The sequence below is a fragment of the Bacteroides rodentium JCM 16496 genome, from assembly GCF_000614125.1.
GTDB lineage: Bacteria > Bacteroidota > Bacteroidia > Bacteroidales > Bacteroidaceae > Bacteroides > Bacteroides rodentium.
Genome location: NZ_BAKJ01000006.1, coordinates 101,180 through 121,798 on the forward strand (window position 1 = coordinate 101,180; position 20,619 = coordinate 121,798).

A 20,619-nucleotide genomic window follows, 5' to 3' on the forward strand; every position below is an offset into this window, starting at 1 on the left:
TTCCCGATGTTGCTTTTCTTTGAATTAATGCCTAATTTGCGCCTCACAAAAAGTTAACGGCATCATCGTATGTCAGGTTATTCACTTAAAATCTTAATATATCATGAAAGTATATCAGACGAATGAAATTAAGAACATTGCCCTCCTTGGCAATGACGGCTCGGGTAAAACCACTCTCACAGAAGCGCTGCTCTTTGAGAGTGGTATTATAAAACGTCGCGGCAGAATTACTGCCAAGAATACAGTCAGCGATTACTTCCCGGTGGAGCAGGAATACGGCTATTCTGTGTTTTCCACCGTTTTCCATGTGGAGTGGAACGGTAAGAAACTGAATATCATTGACTGCCCGGGTAGTGATGACTTTGTAGGGGCTGCCATGACGGCGCTCAACGTTACCGATACTGCCATACTGCTGCTAAACGGACAATACGGTCCCGAAGTAGGTACGCAAAACCATTTCCGCTATACCGAGAAACTGGGCAAACCGGTTATTTTCCTGGTAAACCAGCTCGATAATGAAAAGTGCGATTATGATATGGTGCTTGAGCAGTTGCAAACCATATACGGCCCGAAGGTGGTGCCCGTGCAATATCCGCTGGCTACCGGACCGAACTTCAATTCGTTGATCGATGTACTTTTGATGAAAAAATATTCATGGGGACCCGAAGGTGGCGCTCCCACCATCGAAGATATTCCGACCGAAGAAATGGAAAAGGCTACAGAACTGCACAAGGCTTTGGTAGAAGCTGCAGCCGAACATGACGAAGGCCTGATGGAAAAATTCTTTGAGCAGGACTCTTTGACAGAAGACGAAATGCGCGAAGGTATCCGCAAGGGATTGGCTTCACGTGGTATGTTCCCGGTATTCTGCGTCTGTGCTGGCAAGGATATGGGGGTACGCCGTCTGATGGAGTTCCTGGGTAATGTGGTGCCGTTTGTGGACGAAATGCCACCGGTGCACAATACACGCGGTGAGGTGGTGAAGCCGGATCCTAACGGACCGACTTCCTTGTATTTTTTCAAAACTGCCGTTGAGCCGCATATCGGTGATGTTCAATACTTCAAGGTTATGAGTGGTAAGGTGCACGAAGGTGATGATTTTACCAATGCAGACCGCGGTTCCAAGGAACGCATCGCGCAGATTTATGCTTGTGCCGGTGCCAACCGTATCAAGGTAGAGGAAATGGTAGCCGGTGACATCGGCTGTACGGTGAAACTGAAGGACGTACATACCGGCAATACATTGAACGGTAAGGGCTCTGAAAACCGTTTCAACTTCATTAAATATCCGAACTCCAAATATTCACGTGCTATCAAACCGCTGAACGAGTCGGATACGGAGAAGATGATGGTTGCTTTGAACCGTATGCGCGAGGAAGACCCGACATGGGTGATAGACCAGTCCAAGGAACTGCGTCAGACCATCGTGCACGGGCAAGGTGAATTCCACTTGCGTACCTTGAAGTGGCGTCTGGAGAACAATGAAAAACTGCAAATCAAGTTTGAAGAACCGAGAATACCGTATCGCGAAACGATTACCAAAGCAGCCCGTGCGGATTATCGCCATAAGAAGCAGTCGGGTGGTGCAGGCCAGTTCGGTGAGGTCCACCTGATTGTTGAGCCTTACTACGAAGGTATGCCGATGCCTGAAACCTATAAATTCAATGGTCAGGAGTTCAAGATGAACGTCAAGGGTACCGAAGAAGTTCCATTGGAATGGGGTGGCAAGCTGGTATTTGTCAATAGTATTGTGGGTGGTTCCATTGACGCACGTTTCATGCCGGCCATCTTGAAGGGTATCATGTCACGTATGGAGCAGGGACCGTTGACCGGTTCGTATGCTCGCGATGTACGTGTCATAGTATACGACGGAAAGATGCATCCGGTTGATTCCAATGAAATCTCCTTTATGCTGGCGGGACGGAACGCGTTCAGTGAAGCGTTCAAGAATGCAGGCCCGAAGATTCTGGAACCTATTTATGACGTGGAAGTATTTGTTCCGTCGGACAAGATGGGTGACGTGATGGGTGACTTGCAGGGCCGCCGTGCCATGATTATGGGTATGAGCAGCGAGGCCGGTTACGAAAAACTGAGTGCCAAAGTGCCTTTGAAGGAAATGTCATCCTACTCTACGGCACTTAGCTCACTGACCGGTGGGCGCGCTTCGTTCATCATGAAGTTTGCCAGCTATGAACTCGTTCCGAGTGATGTGCAGGATAAACTGATTAAGGAATTTGAGGCCAAGCAAGCTGAAGAATGATTTTTAAGGGGTTGGTAGTTTGGCTGTTGTAACTACCGGCTGCTAATATAACAATTGTTAAAGCCGTTGTTACTTCATGGCAAGTAATGACGGCTTTTTTCATTAACGTAGATTAAGAACATGCGGAATTGTGAATTGAATGATTAATTTTTTATTAAATTTGCAAACCAAAGGCTTGTGTTTTTGTTATAATGCTCATAATACAACCTAAAAAATGGTCTTCGGTTAATTTACGAGAACGTCCGGTTAAATCAGGTTAATAGGTTAGGAGTGTTAATTAGGGAGTGTTAATTTTGTGACTATGAAAAAGTCAACTATATGGATATTAGGTGTTGTTATGGGGCTTTCCTTCCTTAGTTTGCTGTATCTGCAGATAAGCTATATTGAGGAAATGGTGAAGATGCGTAACGGACAATTTGAAGAGGCGGTGAAGCGTGCGTTGATGGCTGCTTCGAAAGAGGCGGAGTCCGCAGAGGTTGTGCGCTGGCTGAATGAGGATATCTCCGAGGCGGAAAAGAAGGCATGGGAACAGTCGCAAAGCAGTAGCGGAGTGATGCGTACCCAGCGGTTTGTGATGACGGCTCCGGATGGCAGTGTCCGTTCTTCGGTGGAATTGAAAACTTTCAGCAACGAGTCTTCTGAATTGCCAAGAGCAATGATTTCACGCAAACATGGGGCAAAAACCATTCCCCAGACTTCACGCTCGCAGATAGAGATGCTTAAAAACCGCTATCTTTACCAGCGTGCATTGGTGGATGAGGTGGTGTTGCAGATGGTGTACAATGCCAGCGACAAGCCGATTGAGGAGCGTGTCAATTTCAAAAGTCTGGACCAGTATCTAAAAGCAGGTCTGATAGAGAATGGTCTCGGTGATATGGATTATCACTTCAAGGTGATAGACCGGGAAGGCAGGGAGGTATACCGTTGTGCGGATTATAGCGATGCAGGGAGTGAAAGCTCTTATTCGCAGCCATTGTTTTTGAATGACCCGCCGGCTCGTATGAGTATCGTCAAGATACATTTTCCGGGAAAGAAGGATTATATCTTCGATTCGGTCAGGTTTATGATACCGTCGATGATATTTACTTTTGTACTGCTGGTGACATTCATCTTTACGATTTACATCGTATTCCGCCAGAAGAAGCTGACGGAAATGAAGAATGATTTCATCAACAATATGACGCACGAGTTCAAGACGCCGATATCGACGATTTCTCTGGCAGCGCAGATGTTGAAAGACCCGGCTGTGGGCAAGTCTCCGGCCATGTTCCAGCATATATCGGGTGTCATCAATGATGAGACGAAGCGCTTGAGGTTCCAGGTTGAGAAAGTGCTCCAGATGTCGATGTTCGACCGCCAGAAGGCTACTTTGAAGATGAAGGAACTGGATGCCAATGAACTGATAGCAGGTGTCATCAATACGTTTACACTGAAAGTGGAGCGTTATAATGGAAAGATAGAGTCGGAGCTTAAGGCTACGGACCCGATGATTTTTGCCGATGAGATGCACATCACCAATGTAGTTTTCAATCTCATGGATAATGCCGTGAAGTATAAACGTCCGGACGAGGATTTGCAGCTGACGGTGAAAACTTGGAACGAGCCGGGCAAACTGATGATTTCTATTCAGGATAACGGCATCGGCATCAAGAAGGAGAATTTGAAAAAGATATTCGAGAAGTTCTATCGCGTGCATACAGGTAATCTGCACGATGTGAAAGGCTTCGGCTTGGGACTGGCTTATGTGAAGAAGATTATTATGGATCATAAGGGAACTATCCGGGCAGAGAGCGAACTGAACGTAGGAACTAAATTTATTATTGCATTACCTTTATTAAAAAATTGATTGATATGGACGAGAAACTGCGTATTTTATTGTGCGAAGACGATGAAAATCTTGGCATGCTTTTAAGAGAATATTTACAGGCAAAAGGTTACTCTGCCGAGTTGTGCCCTGATGGAGAAGCCGGATATAAGGCTTTCTTGAAGAATAAATATGACTTGTGTGTGTTTGATGTGATGATGCCGAAGAAAGACGGATTCACATTGGCACAGGAAGTGCGTGCGGCCAATGCCGAAATACCTATTATCTTCTTGACGGCAAAGACGTTGAAGGAAGATATTCTGGAAGGTTTCAAGATTGGTGCCGATGACTACATCACCAAGCCCTTCAGTATGGAAGAGTTGACTTTCAGAATTGAAGCTATTCTGAGACGCGTTCGCGGAAAGAAGAACAAGGAGAGCAGCATCTATAAGATTGGTAAGTTTACATTCGACACGCAGAAACAGATTCTGGCGACTGCTGAGAAGCAGACTAAACTGACCACCAAAGAATCCGAACTGCTGGGTTTGCTTTGTGCGCATGCCAACGAAATTCTGCAGCGTGACTTTGCGTTGAAGACTATCTGGATTGATGACAACTATTTCAATGCACGTAGTATGGATGTATATATCACAAAGCTGCGTAAGCACCTGAAAGAAGATGATTCGATTGAAATCATCAACATTCACGGAAAGGGATATAAACTGATTACTCCGGAAGCTGAGTCTTGATGAGACTCGGCTCTCTTTGGGAGGGGGGAATAAAAAAGACGGTTTGCATGTATATGCTAACCGTCTTCTTTATTTCTTTCCTTTTGATATTAGTCGGCAATTCTCTTGTTGATAACAATGTAGGAAATCAATCCCACTACAACCAAAACGGCAGAACTGCCCAAGATGGCATTGTTGTTAACGTTGCCGGTAAAAGAACATGCAACCAGGATTACAGCTCCTATTACGACTAATATCAATCCCAGATTTTTTAATAAGCCTTTCATGTGTGTGTATTTTAATTAGATTATTATATTCTTTCGTATTCTTGTCACAAAGAAAAGCATAATTCTTTAACAAGCGAAATTATTTTTGCAAAAAATCCATATTTTAATGAAGAATGAAGAATGAAGAATGAAAAATGAAGTTTCATCCCCTTGTTTTCTCCTTTCTTAATCCTTAATCTTTAATCCTTAATCCCTATACTTTAGTCCTTGGTATTGAAGAAAATCTTCCTCAGCACCTCCTGGCTCACACTGAGCTCTTCGATGGTGATGCCTTTCAAGGCTTCTTTGAGGGTCTGGTTGGCAATGACGCGCGCGCGTTCTTCCAGCTCCTTGCCGTCCTTGGTCAGGTGTATCAGATTGGTTCGGCGGTCTTTTTTGTCCGATATGCGCACGACGAGATGCTGACGCTCCATATTGTCTATCAAACGCGTCATGCTGGGCTTGTCTTTGAAAGTTGCATTACACAACTCTTGTTGCGTCACCCCGTCCTTTTCCCATAAGAAGATGAGGACGGTCCACTGTTCCGGAGTAATCTCCAGACCGTTCTGGCGGAAGTTGCGGGACAGCTTTCGGTTAATGGCAGCCGACACTTTACCGTTCAGTATGGCAAAGATAAGGCGGATATCGAAGTTAAATTGCTCTATCATGAAATTATTGTTTAAACAACTTTGCAAAGATAGTGCAAGCCGAAGACAATTCCTATATCCCTACACAAAAAAACATTAAATGTTTGTAGTTCAAAATAAAATGTCTACCTTTGCACCGCATTTTTAAAACGAATAATTTATTTATTTAATTAAACGAGTATGAATCAATACGAAACCGTTTTCATTTTGACTCCCGTTTTGTCTGATGTTCAGATGAAGGAAGCGGTAGAAAAATTCAAAGGCATCCTTACTGCTGAAGGTGCTGAGATTGTAAATGAAGAAAACTGGGGACTGAAGAAGCTGGCATATCCTATCCAGAAGAAGTCAACAGGTTTCTATCAGCTGATTGAGTTCAATGCAGAACCTACTGTTATTGAGAAATTGGAAGTAAACTTCCGTCGTGACGAGCGCGTTATCCGTTTCTTGACTTTCAAGCAAGATAAGTACGCTGCTGAATATGCTGCGAAGAGAAGAAGTGTTAAATCAACTAAAAAGGAGGATTAATCATGGCACAACAAGTTCAATCAGAAATCAGATATTTAACTCCGCCCTCAGTAGACGTTAAGAAGAAGAAATACTGCCGTTTCAAAAAGAGCGGCATTAAGTACATCGACTACAAAGATCCCGAATTCTTGAAGAAATTCTTGAATGAGCAAGGTAAAATCCTTCCGCGTCGTATTACCGGTACTTCTTTGAAGTTCCAACGTCGTGTAGCTCAAGCTGTGAAGAGAGCACGTCACTTGGCGTTGCTGCCCTATGTAACTGACATGATGAAATAATAGGAGGAGGAAAGTATGGAAATTATATTGAAAGAAGACATCGTAAACTTGGGTTATAAGAACGACATCGTAACAGTAAAGTCTGGCTACGGTCGTAACTACCTCATCCCGACTGGTAAAGCTGTCATCGCTTCACCGGCTGCAAAGAAAATGTTGGCTGAAGAGCTGAAACAACGCGCTCATAAGCTGGAGAAAATCAAAAAGGATGCTGAAGAACTGGCTGCTAAGCTGGAAGGCGTATCATTGAAGATTGCTACTAAGGTTAGCTCTACTGGTACTATCTTCGGTTCTGTTGGTAATATCCAGATTGCTGAAGAGTTGGCTAAATTGGGTCACAACATCGATCGTAAGATTATCGTTGTTAAGGACGCAGTGAAAGAAGTTGGTAACTACAAGGCTATCGTTAAGCTGCACAAGGAAGTTTCTGTAGAAGTTCCTTTCGAAGTGGTTGCTGAAGAAGCATAAGAAAAAGACTTTATAATGATAAGAAAGCTTGGTTCTGGTAAAGGACCGGGCTTTTCTATTTTGGGGCGTATGTGTGGGGGCTTATTGAGGGATACGTATGTCTCTTTGCGAGGTTACTAATGCAAAAAAGAGCATATCCACTCAGGGGTATGCTCTTTGCCTTATTGTCAGCCAATAATTCTTTTAGTTTCTTGGCAATGCTTCTTTCACTACCATTTGGCGGCCTACATATTCTGCTCCATTCAATTTGTTGATTGCTTGTTGGGCTTCAGCAGCTTCGGGCATCTCTACGAAGGCAAAACCTTTTGATCTGTTTGTATTACGGTCCATAATCAGTTTTACTGATTCTACTGTTCCATACTCTTCCATTACTTGTCTCAAATCTGATTCCCTAACGTTGTAGCTAAGGTTTCCAATGTACATATTCATAAAATACAAAAATAAAAAATTAATAATTCAATAAAGGAGTCTTAGGAAGTTGTAGTCAGAAATGAAAATTCTCAATGTGGTTAATCGAGGAGAGACATAGTGAAAAGCAGATCGTAATAAACCTCTTATTGTTTTGTTGATGCAAAGTAACGGCTTTTATTCGGTATATGCACTATACTTTATCATTTATCTGCCATATAATACCCTTTTTTGTGAAATAAGACCAAGACTTAACAATTAGAAGGGAACGGAAGGAGAGGATAGGGCATAAAAAAAGTCTGGTGTGCTTGTATGCACGTCAGACTTTCAATTCTCTCGAGTGTTGTACTGAAATTATTCAGCTACAACAGCTGCGCTATCTACTGCTACAGTGTCAGCTGCTGCTGCGGCGGCGGCTGCTTCAGCTGCGGCTGCTTCTACAGCTGCGATTGAGTCAGCGATACGGATAGAATCTGCAGTTGCTTGTTCAGCGTTAGCTGCTTTGTTGCCACAAGATGCGAAAGATACTGCTACGATAGCTGCAGCCATCAAAACTAATTTTTTCATTTTCCTTACTTTTAAAACGTAATACAATCAATTGCTTTATTAAAACGTTGCAAAGGTATGTACTTTTTGAATATGTTGTTCTCGAAACCCCAACTTTTTTTATATTTTTTTTGGAGCTTCGGTTGTTTTTGAAGCTATTCGTATGTTTTACAACATGTTAATCTACGGCAATGCTATTGTATAAGTATCTCTTGATACTTCTTTTGGGTGTTTTCTCAAATTCTGTCGGATAAAGTTGGATTTGGCTTACCTTTTCGTAGGCTGCCACGCTGTTATTCAGATTTTTGAGATTTTCATCCATAATGGTTTTAAGGTTATCCGGCTGGTTCAGTCCCAAGGAATCCAGGGCTTCATAGTCGGCATATACCAATGCTACTAGTTTCTTGTTCCGTTCGATGACAAGGCTTTCCAGGACGAAAGGCATGTTATTGAGCCGCGCTTCTATTTCTTCGGGGAAGATATTCTGTCCGCTGGAACTGAGAATCATGGTCTTGCTGCGTCCGCGGATATAGAGGTTGTTGTTCTCGTCCAGTGTGCCCAGGTCGCCGGTGCGGAGCCATCCGTCTGCGGTGAAGACTTCTTTGGTGGCTTCCGGATTCTTATAATAGCCGGTCATCACGTTCTCGCCGCGTACTTGTATTTCGCCGAGTTTGTCGTCCGGGTTTTCCTTGTAGATACGGGCTTCCATGATGTCGAGTACCCGTCCGGAAGAAGTCGGGACAAATTCATCCCAGGGAGCGTAGCTGATGAGAGGAGCACATTCGGTCATGCCGTAGCCGATGGTGAAGGGGAACTTGATGCGGTGGAAGAATTCTTCCACTTCCGGGTTCATGGCTGCACCTCCTATGATGACTTCCTTGAAACGTCCGCCCAGTGCGTCAATCAGTTTCTTGCGGATTTGCCCGTATATCTGTCCGTCAAGCAAGGGAATGCTGAGCGCCCATTTCATGGTCTTTTTGTTGATGATGGGCTGGATTACGTTCTTGTATATCTTTTCAATGACAAGGGGTACGGTGATAATCAGGTTGGGTTTCACTTCCTCGAAAGCTTTCATCAGAATCTTTGGGGAAGGCACTTTTCCCAACAGTGTGACGTGTGTGCCGACGGCCGTGGCGGTAAGGAAATCGAATGCGCAGCCGTATGCATGTGCCAAAGGCAGGAAAGAGAGCACTTTGTCCCCTTTCTTCAGCAGCCCGGTACGTATGCCGAAGGTGACGTTGCCGGCCAGGTTGTTTCCCGTCAGCATGACGCCCTTGCTGAATCCGGTGGTGCCCGAGGTATAATTCAGCAGCATGACCTTGTCGTTGGAAAGGTCCGTATAGACAATATCTTCTTTGTGGAAACCGTTCGGATAAACTTTTCCCATCTCACTGTTCTGGTGCTTGAGGAAACGTTGGATGGTTTCTCCGTCCCGTTGATACAGGCAGCGGAAGTCGCTCAGCGAGAACACGCCGCGCAGCCCGTTGAGCCGTTCTTCTTCCAGATGTTCCCAAATGGCATCGCTGGTAAAGAGGAACGTTGATTCGGAGTGGTTTATGATATGATGTACATCATTGGGGTTGAAATCTTGCAAGATGGGGACTACGATACCGCCATAGGTAATGGTAGCCATGTAGGCGATACACCAGCGGGCATTGTTCTTGCCGATGATGGATATTTTGTCACCGCGGCGCAGTTGGCAGTGTTTGAAGAGAAGGTGCAGTTTCGCAATTTCTTGCGCCACTTCGCCATAAGTATAACCCTCGTTTTCTCCATAGTCGGTATAGCAGGGGAGGTCCCAATTCTCGCGGAAACTATGCTCGTATAGTTTGATAAAGTTCTCTTGTATCATTGCACAAATTTTAGTTGAATGTGCAAAAGTAGGAAAAATAGATTAATAATGTATATCTTTGCGGCATAAATGTGTTTATAAGCTCATGATAGATACCAATATATTTCAAGATAAGACGGCGGTTTACTATACGTTGGGGTGCAAACTGAACTTCTCGGAGACCTCTACTATCGGTAAAATTTTGCGGGAAGCGGGCGTACGTACGGCGCGCAAGGGTGAGAAAGCGGATATTTGCGTAGTGAATACCTGCTCGGTGACGGAAGTGGCGGACAAGAAGTGCCGCCAGGCTATCCACAAACTGGTGAAGCAACATCCGGGCGCATTTGTCGTGGTGACTGGTTGTTATGCCCAGCTGAAACCGGAGACGGTGGCAAAGATAGAAGGTGTGGACGTCGTGCTGGGAGCCGAGCAGAAGAAGGACCTGCTTCACTATCTGGGCAATCTGCAGAAGCACGAGACCGGCGAGGCCTACACTTCCGCTTTGAAGGACATACGTTCGTTTGCCCCGTCTTGTTCGCGTGGCGACCGGACCCGTTTCTTCCTGAAAGTACAGGACGGCTGCGATTATTATTGTTCCTATTGCACCATTCCCTTTGCCCGCGGACGTAGCCGTAACGGCAGCATTGCTTCTATGGTGGAGCAGGCCAGCCAGGCGGCTGCCGAAGGTGGAAAGGAAATTGTATTGACCGGTGTCAATATCGGAGACTTCGGCAAGTCTACCGGTGAAACTTTCTTCGACCTGGTGAAGGCGCTGGACGAGGTGGAAGGCATTGCGCGTTACCGCATATCCTCCATCGAGCCGAATCTGCTGACAGATGAAATCATAGAATACGTATCCCGTTCCCGGCGTTTCATGCCTCATTTCCATATACCGCTGCAGTCGGGCAGTGACGAGGTGCTGAAGCTGATGCGACGCCGTTACGATACTGCCTTGTTTGCCTTGAAGATAAAGAAGATAAAGGAAGTGATGCCCGATTCCTTTATAGGGGTAGACGTGATTGTGGGCACCCGTGGAGAGACGGAGGAGTATTTCGGGCAGGCTTATGAGTTTATCAAGAGCCTGGATGTGACGCAGCTCCATGTCTTTAGCTATTCGGAGCGTCCCGGCACGCAGGCCTTGAAGATAGACCACGTGGTGGCACCCGAAGAAAAGCATCGGCGGAGCCAGCAATTGTTGGAGCTTTCGGACGAAAAGACCCGTACTTTCTATGTGCGCCATATCGGGCAGACAATGCCGGTGTTGCTGGAACGTCCCAAGCCCGGACTGCCGATGCACGGCTTCACTTCCAATTATATCCGTGTGGAAGTCCCTCACGATGCGGCCTTGGACAACCAGCTCGTGTCTGTGCGCCTGGGCGATTTCAATGCCGACGGCACCGCACTCATGGGAGCAATGGAATGAGGAATGCCGCCTTTGCAATTTATAATTTGTAACTTATAATTTGTAGCTTGTAACTTATAATTAACTGACGAAGTGAAATCAAAAATTGTCTATTGGCTGACTTATGCGGGTATGTGGCTTGTGGCACTTTTGCCTTTCCGGGCGCTTTATGCGTTGTCCGACGGGCTGTACTTCTTGATGCGCCACGTCGTGCATTATCGGAAGAAAGTCATTCGCCGCAACCTTCGCAATTCCTTTCCGGAGAAGTCGGAGACCGAATTGATGGAGATAGAGCGCAAGTTCTACCATTATATCTGCGACTATATGCTGGAAGAGGTGAAGATGCTGCGCATCTCTTTCGAGACACTTTGCCGCCGGATGGAGTATGATAATAAGGAAGACTTCCTTGCCATGATGGAGAAGCATGGAGGCATTGTATTGTTGATTCCCCATTATGCCAATTTTGAGTGGATTATAGGCATGGGGGCCATCATGTATCCGGGCGACATCCCGGTGCAGGTATACAAACCGCTAAGCAATAAGTATCTGGACGAGATGTTCAAGCATATCCGCGCACGGTTCGGAGGATACAATGTGGCGAAACATTCCACGGCACGCGAAGTGATAAAGCTTCGCCGTGAAAGCAGGCGGATAGCCATCGGCCTGATTACGGACCAGTCGCCCAACCGCAGCGAGGCCCATTATTGGACCACTTTCTTGAATCAGGATACCGTGTTCATGGATGGCGCCGAGCGCATTGCCAAGCTGATGGACTTCCCCGTCTTTTATTGTGAGCTGGAGCGGATATCCAGGGGATATTGTAAAGTAAGTTTTGATTTGGTGACCGAAACTCCCAAACAGACGGCAGATGGCGAGATAACCGAGTGCTTCGCCCGTCGTCTGGAGCAGACCATCCGGCGAGAACCGGCTTATTGGTTCTGGTCGCACAAGCGCTGGAAACTGACACGCCAGCAGTGAACGTTGTGATTTTAATGTCTTACTATAACTAATCCTCTCCTTACTTGTATGGATAAAATAGCTGTCGTGATATTGAACTGGAACGGATGTGACATGCTCCGTTCCTTCCTTCCCTCTGTGGTACGCTTTTCGGAAGCGGACGGTGCCGTGGTGTATGTGGCGGACAATGGTTCTACGGATGCCTCCGTGGCAATGCTCCGTCGCGAGTTTCCTTCTGTGCACTTGATTCTGCTGGAAGAGAATCACGGTTTTGCCGACGGATACAACCTGGCATTGAAGCAGGTGGAGGCAGAATATGTAGTGCTGCTCAACTCCGATGTAGAGGTCACGCCACATTGGCTTGTCCCGTTGGCAGAGTATATGGATGCCCATCCGGAGACGGCGGCTTGTCAGCCGAAGATACGCAGTTGGCGCAACAAGGAGCGGTTTGAATACGCCGGTGCTGCGGGAGGTTTCATCGACCACTATGGCTATCCCTTCTGCCGCGGTCGTATCATGGGCGTGGTCGAGGAGGACAAGGGGCAATACGACACGGTGATACCCATTTTCTGGGCTACGGGGGCGGCTCTGTTCATCCGTCTGGCAGATTACCGGGAAGCGGGTGGGCTGGACGGACGCTTTTTTGCCCACATGGAGGAGATAGATTTGTGTTGGCGGCTTCGCGCCCGAGGCAGGCAGTTGGTGTGCGTACCGCAAAGCGTGGTGTTTCATGTGGGAGGAGCCACTTTGAAGAAGGAAAATCCGCGCAAGACCTTCCTCAATTTCCGTAACAACCTTGTCATGCTTTATAAGAATTTGCCGCAGGAGGACTTGGCATCCGTGATGCGTGCGCGTGCGGTGCTCGATTATGTGGCTGCGTTCAGTTTCATGCTGAAAGGCCAGTTACCCAATGCTTTGGCCGTATTCCGTGCGCGCCGTGCCTACCACTCCCTCCGCACTTCATTGGGAGCGTCGCGCAAAGAGAATCTGAAAAAACTACGCTTGCCGTAATACCGGAACGGACAAAAAGCAGTATATTGGCGCAGTTTTATTTACATGGAAAGAAATTCTTTTTCCAATTGTAGGAACTGTTGCCTTTTATAATTGTTCAATCTATTAAAGGTTTTGGATTATGGAAAAATTAGTTAGAAAAATCGGATTAGTGGCACACGACGCCATGAAGAAAGACCTCATCGAGTGGGTGTTGTGGAACTCGGAATTGCTGATGGGGCATAAGTTCTATTGTACGGGCACCACGGGTACCCTCATCCTCGAAGCTCCGGGAGAAACATCCCGATGTGGAGTGGGATTTCACTATCCTTAAATCCGGCCCTTTGGGCGGTGACCAGCAGATGGGCTCGCGCATTGTGGACGGAGAGATTGACTATCTTTTCTTCTTCACCGACCCGATGACCCTTCAGCCTCACGATACGGATGTGAAGGCGCTGACCCGCCTTGCCGGTGTGGAGAACATCGTGTTCTGCTGCAACCGCAGTACGGCAGATCATATCATTTCCAGCCCGTTGTTCCTCGACCCGACGTATGAACGTACCGTTCCCGATTACAGCAACTACACCAAGCGGTTTGCAAACAAGCCGGTGGTGGCCGAAGCGGTGGAATCCGCGAAGAAGCGGAAACGGAAGAAATAGGCTGAATGAGCATCACTGCCGGAATTGAATTCTGTTCATTCCGACGGTGATGCTTTGTAGTCTATTTTAGTACTTTCTTATATAGAGTTTTAGCTTTTGTATCAGAATTGATAGCCTGCACTGAACTGATAGCCATAGTTGCGGAGGTTACACAGTTTCTGTGAGGTCTTGAGAAAGTATTGCTTTATCCTTATCCGTAAAGCAGCATTCGTACAAATCTTTATATATCTTTCCTGCTTTCTCGTACAATTGTACATCATGAGTGGGGTTGTCTGAGCACTTGTCGATGATACGTATATGATGTCCTCACGGAATGCCGCTTGGCATAGCGTATGTTTGTTTCCGAAAGTCCCTCTATACCGGGCATTTCCTTGCGCAAGTTTGCACTAAGGGTGGCATGGAATTTCCCTCCGTATTTGTTGTCAACAGCCAACGAAACGATATCCTTCCCAACCCCCAATAGAACTCAATGAGAACTCCGTTCACTTTTACTGCCGCTTTTTCTGGCTCTGACGGTAACGGATACTCAATTCCTTTATTCATTGCAGGTAGTCTTTGTCTAATATACCGATGGATTTGCTCATGCTTTTTATGTTTCTTGCAAAAGTAGTTTTTCTCTTTTTATCTGCAAACAACTTCCTCTGTTTGATTCAGGCTTTTGCAGATGTCAGATAAAATAAAAAAATTATAAGGGGCGGTTGAGGCGTACTTCTATTCCGGCAGTTTCGATGTCTGCTCCCATGGGTGGGTTGCGTTTGGACAGTTTGAGTTCTATTTCCTCTATCTGTGGAAAATTGCGGAACAATCTGTCGGTGATTCGTCCGCAAACATGTTCCAACAGTCGGGAAGGAATCGCCATTTCTGTCTTGACTACCTCATACACATCTGCATAGCTCACGGTATCGGCCACGTCGTCCGTTTTTGCCGCACGCCGGATGTCGACTTGCAGGCGCAGGCTGACGGTAAACTCATTGCCTACCAAAGTCTCCTGCCGGCCCACACCGTGATGGGCAAAGAAGCGGAGGTTGTCGAGAAAAATATAACTGATCATCGCTTGTAGGTTGTTTGCTGCAAATCTACTGATATTTTGTGGGACGGGCAAACCGGAATCCGATTGTTGTAGCTTTTTGTGTGAATTGTATTCCACAAAATACAAAAAAGGAAGCGGAATTGTTTTTTAGAGAATACAATGAAATGGTGTGTCGAAACTGGTATTCACCACAGATTACACAGATTTACACAGATAAGCATCTTTGATTATCAGTAGATTAAGCTCATTTTGTGTTAATCCGTGTAATCTGTGGTGAATTTTGACACACCCCCTTCTTCGTGTCTTGACTTATAGGGTGTTTACCACTCTTTCTTATCTTCCGGTGCTTTCTATCATGCTCCTTATTTTCTCGTTCAGGCTTTCTGCCTTCATCAGTTGTTCCAGTGTCAGGTGCATGCGCCAGCGCCAGTAGTGGCGCGGGTTGGCAGGGATGTTGATGCGCTCTTCCTGCACGTCCGGGTTGCGCCATTTGCCGTCCATCGACATCCAGTCTTGCAGGGAGAGGATGCAGAGGATGGAGTTGCTGCAGAGGTGATTGCGAACCACTTCTTCGCAGAGCTCCGGCGTGGCCGTCGCCGGTGCGGCACCGTAGTGTCCGAGCATGGTGTTGTAGTAACGCTGCGTCTGCTGGAAGTCTTCTTCCCACCAGCCGCGCAGGGTAGACATGTCGTGCGTGGAGATGGTGCAGACCGAGCGGTACGGATACCAGTCCGGGTGGCCGAATTCTTGTTTCGGGTCTTTCGGCATACGTTGTATCTCCAGGGAGAGGATGCGCAGGTCGTTCATCACCCATGCCACGCAGTCGGGAATCATGCCCAAGTCCTCACCGCATACCAGCATGCGTGTGGACTGTGTCAGTTGCGGCAGTTTCTTCATGGCTTGCTGTCCCCAGAAGTCGTTGTGGCGATGATAGTAGTACTGGTCATACAGCCGGTTGAAGGCAGCCTTCTCCCAATCGTTCAGCGCGCGGTAGATGTAGTCGTGCTGCACGCCGATGCGCGGATGGTATTCGTGCGGATTGTTGCGGTCGGGCACGAACAGCACATCGCTGATAAGGGCGTAAAGCCCGTCACGAATCCAGATGCTGTCATCGTCCGTCTTTCCGGCAAAATAGGCTTCCACCTTGCGCTGGGTGTCGAACTCGGGACGCATGCGGTAGATTTCGTAAGTGTCCGTCGGCTCTATGAAGGTCTGCTTCACATAGTCGGTGTGCGGGCCGAAGATTTGTCCGAGGAAGTACTCATGGATATAGGGCTTCAGGAAGAAGTCTTCGCGGAATGCCAGCCCGTAGCTTTCTATCTCCTCGCGTGTCATGGGCAGGGCGGGGACGAACTGTCCCAGCAGACCGTGTACGGCGTGCATCGGTATCTCCCAAATGCGGAAGAAGCCGAGGATGTGGTCTATGCGGTAGGCATCGAAGTATTCCGCCATTTTGTGGAAACGCTTCATCCACCAGGCATAGCCGTCCTTCTCCATCACGTCCCAGTTGTAGGTAGGGAAACCCCAGTTCTGCCCGTTCACGGAGAAGTCATCGGGCGGTGCGCCGGCTTGGCCGTTCAGGTTGAAGTAGTGGGGTTCCTTCCAGGCTTCCACACTGTTGCGGCTGATGCCGATGGGGATGTCGCCTTTCAGCACTACGCCGTTGGCGCGTGCATGCTCGGTGGCGGCAAGCAGTTGCAGGTGCAGATTGAACTGGATGTAGTAGTAGATGGCGATATGCGGATAGTCGGCAGAGTCCGGCCGGCACAATGTCTCTATCTCCTTGGCATCGTAGGTGGCATACTTGGGCCACTCGCGGAAATTCGGGGTCTTGTAGGCATCACGCAGGTAGCTGAAGACGGCATATGGCTGCAACCATTCCTTGTTGGCTTCGTAGAAATTACGGAAAGCATCCGATGCCAGCACCTTTTCCCCTTCCTGCTTGAAGATGAGGTGGAAGTATTCCCACTTTGTCTTGTTCACAGCTTCGTAGTCTACGGCGGGCAGGGCATTCAGTTCCTTCTGGCGTTTGTTGAATTCGGCCATCACCTTTTTGTCCTTCAAGCTGCCCAACTGCTTCAGGTCGGCGTACATGGGATGGAAGGCATAGATGGAGATGCTACTGTAAGGGTAGGAGTCTGTCCAGGTATGCGTCATGGTAGTGTCGTTGATGGGCAGAATCTGCACCGCCTTCTGATTGGTGGCAACTGCCCAGTCAATCATGCGCTTCAAGTCGCCGAAATCGCCTACACCGAAGCTTTTCTCGGAGCGCAGGGAGAATACGGGTACGGCCACTCCCGCACCTTTCCATGCAGGAAGATTGAAGTATACATAGCGGTCGCCGACAGCCAGCGTTTCGTTGGCGGCTATCTGCGGGTCGGCCATATAGCGGTTGGGATTATTCTCCCAGGCCACGGCACGGCGCTCTTTCTTGTTGTAAAGGACGAATTTATACTCCAGCGGGAAGTTGATTTTGCCGGCATCCACTTCTACCTGCCATTCGGGGAAGTCGATGTCGCTCATAAGGGCAGCTTTGTCCGGGTTCCAGTCACCCAGCGCTTTCTGGTTTCCGCAAAGTGCCAGGCAGTGGTCATTGTCTATGCAGGGGCGTACGCCTTTATCAGCAACCCCTTTTTGTAGCTTTTCGGGGCGGCACTGCGTTCGCGATGCGCCAGCAGGGATTCTGTGAAAGCGGATGTATAAAAATACTGCTGCTCGGGCAGGTTCTTCCAGCAATCTTCCAGTCGGTAAACTTTCTTCGGATTGTCTGTAACGTGCAGGATGCGTGGCAGGCTGTTCCACTCTGTCCGTATGGTTCTGCCATCCCGGTAGATGTGGTAACTGTACTCGACGTTTCCATTACCGGGAATCTGGATATCCACTTCCGCGGTCCAGTGAATGCCGTCTACAGTGTGCAGGGGGGTGGCTTTGTCGGGCTGGTTGTTGCCAAGTTCCGGGATGGAACCCAGGACTCTGACTTCTTCACCCCAGCTGGTGCGATACTCGATATTGAATATTAGTGTCATATTATATTAGATTTAGAAATAGCAATAGCTGCAATGATTATGCAAGTATAGAAATTATTCCTCATAATCATGCAGCTACCGTTATCTAAGTCATTTAAATTCCTATGCAAACGTTTGTGCTTGCCGTGGAATTATCCACAGCGGGAAGCTCCACACGTCTTGCAGATGAGGCAACCTTCTTGGTAAACCAGTGTTTCGTTGCCGCAGTTGGGGCATTTCTTGCCTTTGGCTTCCGTGCCGTCCTGGATGTATTTCTTCAGGGCGCGTTCCACACCGTTCTTCCAGGTATTGATGTTTTCGCTGTCCAGTTGCAGTGAACCTACCAGCTTGATGACCTGCTCGATAGGCATGCGATAACGCAATACACCGGAAATCAGCTTGGCATAGTTCCAGTACTCTTTGTTGAACTTCTCGGACAGACCCTCGATGGTGACTTTGTATCCGCGCTTGTTCTCGAACTGGAAGTCGTAACGCTTGTTTCCGTGCTCATCCACATTCTTGATGATGTGGCCCGACACCACATTCTTCGGCAGGATGATGCCTTCATCATCGTCCAGCACACCGGTGAATATCTCGTAGATGATTGTCCAGCAAGCCGACGAATGCCACCCATTTCTCCTTGTTGTTCTGGAAGCGGACAACGTCTGCATCCAATATTCTGGGACGTGTTTCAACGACCGTAGGCGGTTTGCACGGGGGAAGCTCGGGCTTCTTGTCGCTCTTGGTAGAGATGAGCACGCCGGAACGCGAACCGTCGCGGTAAACCGTACAGCCCTTGCAGCCTGATTTCCATGCTTCTACATACAGACGGTTCACGAGGTCTTCGTCTACGTCGTTCGGCAGGTTGATGGTTACGCTGATAGAGTGGTCCACCCATTTCTGGATACGTCCTTGCATCTTGACTTTCATCAGCCAGTCCACGTCGTTGGAGGTTGCTTTATAATAAGGTGATTTCTCTACCAGGGCATCCACTTCTTCCTGCGTGTAGCGTTTGGCGGGGTTGTATCCTTGTGCTTCCATCCAAGTCACAAACTTGGGGTGGAACACGATATATTCTTCAAAGGCATCCCCGGTTTCGTCGATGAAGTCCACATGAACGTTCGTATCGTTGGGATTCACTTTGCGGCGGCGCTTGTACACGGGCAGGAATACGGGCTCGATACCGGAGGTGGTTTGAGTCATCAGGCTGGTGGTGCCGGTCGGGGCGATGGTCAGACAAGCAATGTTGCGGCGTCCGTACTTCTTCATCTCCTCGTACATTTCCGGGTCGGCTTCGCGCAGGCGGTTGATGAACGGGTTGTTCTTTTCGCGTTCTGTATCGTATACCTCGAATGCGCCGCGCTCTTTGGCCATTTCTATGGAGGAGCGATAGGCGTTGAGTGCCACCGTCTTGTGTACTTTCTCCGAGAACTCGGTTGCCTCTTCAGTACCATAACGCAATCCCAGGGCGGCAAGCATGTCGCCTTCTGCCGTGATACCTACACCGGTACGGCGGCCTTGGGCGCTTTTCTTGTAAATCTTCTGCCACAAAACGCGTTCTGTACGTTTCACGTCTTCGCTTTCGGGGTCGGCATCTATCTTGCTCATGATGCGCTCTATCTTCTCCAGTTCAAGGTCGATGATGTCGTCCATGATGCGTTGGGCCAAAGCTACATGCTTCTTGAATAGCTCAAAGTCAAAGTAGGCGTCAGGCTTGAACGGATTGACCACGTATGAGTAAAGGTTGATGGCGAGCAGACGGCAGGAGTCGTACGGACACAGTGGAATTTCGCCGCATGGATTGGTGGATACGGTACGGTAGCCCAGGTCTGCATAGCAGTCGGGTACGGATTCCTTTAATATGGTATCCCAGAACAATACACCGGGTTCTGCCGATTTCCATGCATTGTGCACAATCTTTTTCCATAATGCGGATGCGTCAATGTCTTTTTGGAATGCCGGCTCTGTGGCGTCAATCGGATATTGCTGTGTATATGGTTTGCCTTCGATGGCGGCCTGCATGAAGTCGTCGGTCAGTTTTACGGAGACGTTGGCTCCGGTCACCTTGCCCTCGGTCATCTTGGCATCGATGAAGGCTTCCGAGTCGGGGTGTTTGATGGATACGCTGAGCATCAGTGCGCCGCGGCGTCCATCTTGAGCTACTTCGCGTGTAGAGTTTGAATAGCGTTCCATGAAGGGGACCAAGCCGGTGGAGGTCAATGCCGAGTTCTTTACCGGTGAACCTTTCGGACGGATATGGGATAAGTCGTGTCCCACGCCGCCACGGCGTTTCATCAGCTGTACTTGTTCTTCGTCTATCTTGAAGATGGCACCATAAGAATCCGCTTCGCCGTCCACACCGATAACAAAGCAGTTGGACAGAGAGGCTACCTGATAGTTGTTTCCAATTCCGGTCATCGGGCTTCCTTGCGGAACAATGTACTTGAAGTGGTCGAGCAAGCCGAAAAGTTCCTCTGAACTTAATGGATTGGGGTACTTGGCCTCAATGCGGGCTACCTCATTGGCTATTCGCCAATGCATGTCCTCCGGAGACTTTTCGTAAATATTTCCGAAAGAATCCTTGACTGCATATTTGTTTACCCAAACTCTGGCAGCCAACTCGTCGCCTTGGAAGTATTTTAAAGATTCTCCGTAGGCTTCGTCATAAGAATAATTTTTCTTTTCCACAATGTTGTATCTCTTAGGATTAGTTACAAATAAGTAAAGTTGTAGAAGTTGTACTTATCGTTAACAAATGCATTTGCAAAGCTATGAATGTTTTTCAACTTGGCAAAATTAAAATGAATGTTTTTATTAACCG

At 47.7% G+C, this 20,619-nt stretch carries 14 protein-coding genes and 4 pseudogenes; 10 read left to right on the forward strand and 8 right to left on the reverse strand.

The features are described from left to right. Positions 1-103 precede the first annotated feature (103 nt). From fusA2 to rprY, 3 genes are all read left to right on the forward strand, one after another. Complete coding sequence (gene fusA2 / locus JCM16496_RS04225; protein WP_025832513.1) at positions 104-2,260, forward strand: elongation factor G2; 2,157 nt, start codon at positions 104-106, stop codon at positions 2,258-2,260. A gap of 301 nt (positions 2,261-2,561) precedes the next feature. After that, the gene (locus tag JCM16496_RS04230) at positions 2,562-4,106 is read left to right on the forward strand and encodes a sensor histidine kinase (protein WP_025832515.1); all 1,545 of its coding nucleotides are present in this window, start codon (positions 2,562-2,564) and stop codon (positions 4,104-4,106) included. Between the two features lie 5 nt (positions 4,107-4,111). Beyond that, positions 4,112-4,813, forward strand: coding sequence for a response regulator transcription factor RprY (gene rprY / locus JCM16496_RS04235; RefSeq protein WP_025832517.1), 702 nt, complete (start codon positions 4,112-4,114; stop codon positions 4,811-4,813). Positions 4,814-4,902: 89 nt separating this feature from the next. Here the strand turns inward: rprY and JCM16496_RS22910 are convergent, their stop codons facing one another. After that, positions 4,903-5,079, reverse strand: a complete 177-nt coding sequence (locus JCM16496_RS22910) for a hypothetical protein (RefSeq protein ID WP_165491355.1) — start codon at positions 5,077-5,079, stop codon at positions 4,903-4,905. A gap of 200 nt (positions 5,080-5,279) precedes the next feature. Continuing rightward, positions 5,280-5,726: a MarR family winged helix-turn-helix transcriptional regulator gene (locus JCM16496_RS04245; protein ID WP_005830183.1), complete on the reverse strand. Its 447-nt coding sequence runs from the start codon at positions 5,724-5,726 to the stop codon at positions 5,280-5,282. A 159-nt stretch (positions 5,727-5,885) separates the two neighbouring features. Here JCM16496_RS04245 and rpsF point away from each other — a divergent pair, with 159 nt between their 5' ends. From rpsF to rplI, 3 genes are read left to right on the forward strand one after another with little or no spacing between them, the layout of a single operon-like run. Next, positions 5,886-6,230 carry a 30S ribosomal protein S6 gene (gene rpsF / locus JCM16496_RS04250; RefSeq protein WP_025832522.1) on the forward strand — a complete coding sequence of 115 codons (345 nt, stop codon included), beginning with the start codon at positions 5,886-5,888 and terminating at the stop codon, positions 6,228-6,230. Positions 6,231-6,232: 2 nt separating this feature from the next. Further along, positions 6,233-6,505 (forward strand): 30S ribosomal protein S18, encoded by a 273-nt coding sequence (gene rpsR, locus JCM16496_RS04255; RefSeq protein WP_004288442.1) that lies wholly within the window; start codon positions 6,233-6,235, stop codon positions 6,503-6,505. Between the two features lie 15 nt (positions 6,506-6,520). Beyond that, positions 6,521-6,970 carry a 50S ribosomal protein L9 gene (rplI, locus tag JCM16496_RS04260; protein ID WP_025832525.1) on the forward strand — a complete coding sequence of 150 codons (450 nt, stop codon included), beginning with the start codon at positions 6,521-6,523 and terminating at the stop codon, positions 6,968-6,970. Positions 6,971-7,153: 183 nt separating this feature from the next. On the opposite strand, the gene rbp is transcribed toward rplI, so the two are convergent. The 3 genes from rbp to JCM16496_RS04275 all read right to left on the reverse strand — a co-directional run bounded on the left by rbp (position 7,154) and on the right by JCM16496_RS04275 (position 9,776). Then, entirely contained in the window at positions 7,154-7,399 is a 246-nt protein-coding gene (rbp, locus tag JCM16496_RS04265; RefSeq protein ID WP_005830186.1) for an RNA-binding regulator, read from the reverse strand. Positions 7,400-7,732: 333 nt separating this feature from the next. Next, positions 7,733-7,945 carry a hypothetical protein gene (locus JCM16496_RS04270; RefSeq protein ID WP_005833237.1) on the reverse strand — a complete coding sequence of 71 codons (213 nt, stop codon included), beginning with the start codon at positions 7,943-7,945 and terminating at the stop codon, positions 7,733-7,735. Positions 7,946-8,102: 157 nt separating this feature from the next. Further along, entirely contained in the window at positions 8,103-9,776 is a 1,674-nt protein-coding gene (locus JCM16496_RS04275) for a long-chain fatty acid--CoA ligase (RefSeq protein WP_025832529.1), read from the reverse strand. An 85-nt stretch (positions 9,777-9,861) separates the two neighbouring features. Here JCM16496_RS04275 and mtaB point away from each other — a divergent pair, with 85 nt between their 5' ends. From mtaB to JCM16496_RS04295, 4 genes and pseudogenes are all read left to right on the forward strand, one after another. Next, positions 9,862-11,178 carry a tRNA (N(6)-L-threonylcarbamoyladenosine(37)-C(2))-methylthiotransferase MtaB gene (gene mtaB / locus JCM16496_RS04280; protein WP_025832531.1) on the forward strand — a complete coding sequence of 439 codons (1,317 nt, stop codon included), beginning with the start codon at positions 9,862-9,864 and terminating at the stop codon, positions 11,176-11,178. Positions 11,179-11,250: 72 nt separating this feature from the next. Next, on the forward strand, positions 11,251-12,135 hold the full coding sequence (locus tag JCM16496_RS04285) for a lysophospholipid acyltransferase family protein (protein ID WP_025832534.1): 885 nt from the start codon (positions 11,251-11,253) through the stop codon (positions 12,133-12,135). 48 nt (positions 12,136-12,183) lie between these two features. Next, positions 12,184-13,199 (forward strand): annotated as a pseudogene (locus JCM16496_RS04290) (glycosyltransferase family 2 protein). Between the two features lie 47 nt (positions 13,200-13,246). Continuing rightward, a pseudogene (locus tag JCM16496_RS04295) lies at positions 13,247-13,763 on the forward strand (methylglyoxal synthase). A gap of 685 nt (positions 13,764-14,448) precedes the next feature. Here JCM16496_RS04295 and folB read toward each other — a convergent pair. The 3 genes and pseudogenes from folB to JCM16496_RS04310 all read right to left on the reverse strand — a co-directional run bounded on the left by folB (position 14,449) and on the right by JCM16496_RS04310 (position 20,486). Further along, positions 14,449-14,814, reverse strand: coding sequence for a dihydroneopterin aldolase (gene folB, locus JCM16496_RS04300; RefSeq protein WP_025832536.1), 366 nt, complete (start codon positions 14,812-14,814; stop codon positions 14,449-14,451). A 312-nt stretch (positions 14,815-15,126) separates the two neighbouring features. Further along, positions 15,127-17,819 (reverse strand): annotated as a pseudogene (locus JCM16496_RS04305) (4-alpha-glucanotransferase). 131 nt (positions 17,820-17,950) lie between these two features. After that, positions 17,951-20,486 (reverse strand): annotated as a pseudogene (locus JCM16496_RS04310) (adenosylcobalamin-dependent ribonucleoside-diphosphate reductase). Between the last annotated feature and the right edge of the window lie 133 nt (positions 20,487-20,619).

Coding starts and splice junctions, on each gene's coding strand:
- rplI (WP_025832525.1), top strand. CDS start 6,521: ATGGAAATTATATTGAAAGAAGACATCGTAAACTTGGGTTATAAGAAC.
- mtaB (WP_025832531.1), top strand. CDS start 9,862: ATGATAGATACCAATATATTTCAAGATAAGACGGCGGTTTACTATACG.
- JCM16496_RS04275 (WP_025832529.1), bottom strand. CDS start 9,776: ATGATACAAGAGAACTTTATCAAACTATACGAGCATAGTTTCCGCGAG.
- JCM16496_RS04230 (WP_025832515.1), top strand. CDS start 2,562: ATGAAAAAGTCAACTATATGGATATTAGGTGTTGTTATGGGGCTTTCC.
- JCM16496_RS04270 (WP_005833237.1), bottom strand. CDS start 7,945: ATGAAAAAATTAGTTTTGATGGCTGCAGCTATCGTAGCAGTATCTTTC.
- fusA2 (WP_025832513.1), top strand. CDS start 104: ATGAAAGTATATCAGACGAATGAAATTAAGAACATTGCCCTCCTTGGC.
- rpsF (WP_025832522.1), top strand. CDS start 5,886: ATGAATCAATACGAAACCGTTTTCATTTTGACTCCCGTTTTGTCTGAT.
- rpsR (WP_004288442.1), top strand. CDS start 6,233: ATGGCACAACAAGTTCAATCAGAAATCAGATATTTAACTCCGCCCTCA.
- JCM16496_RS04245 (WP_005830183.1), bottom strand. CDS start 5,726: ATGATAGAGCAATTTAACTTCGATATCCGCCTTATCTTTGCCATACTG.
- JCM16496_RS22910 (WP_165491355.1), bottom strand. CDS start 5,079: ATGAAAGGCTTATTAAAAAATCTGGGATTGATATTAGTCGTAATAGGA.
- rbp (WP_005830186.1), bottom strand. CDS start 7,399: ATGAATATGTACATTGGAAACCTTAGCTACAACGTTAGGGAATCAGAT.
- rprY (WP_025832517.1), top strand. CDS start 4,112: ATGGACGAGAAACTGCGTATTTTATTGTGCGAAGACGATGAAAATCTT.
- folB (WP_025832536.1), bottom strand. CDS start 14,814: ATGATCAGTTATATTTTTCTCGACAACCTCCGCTTCTTTGCCCATCAC.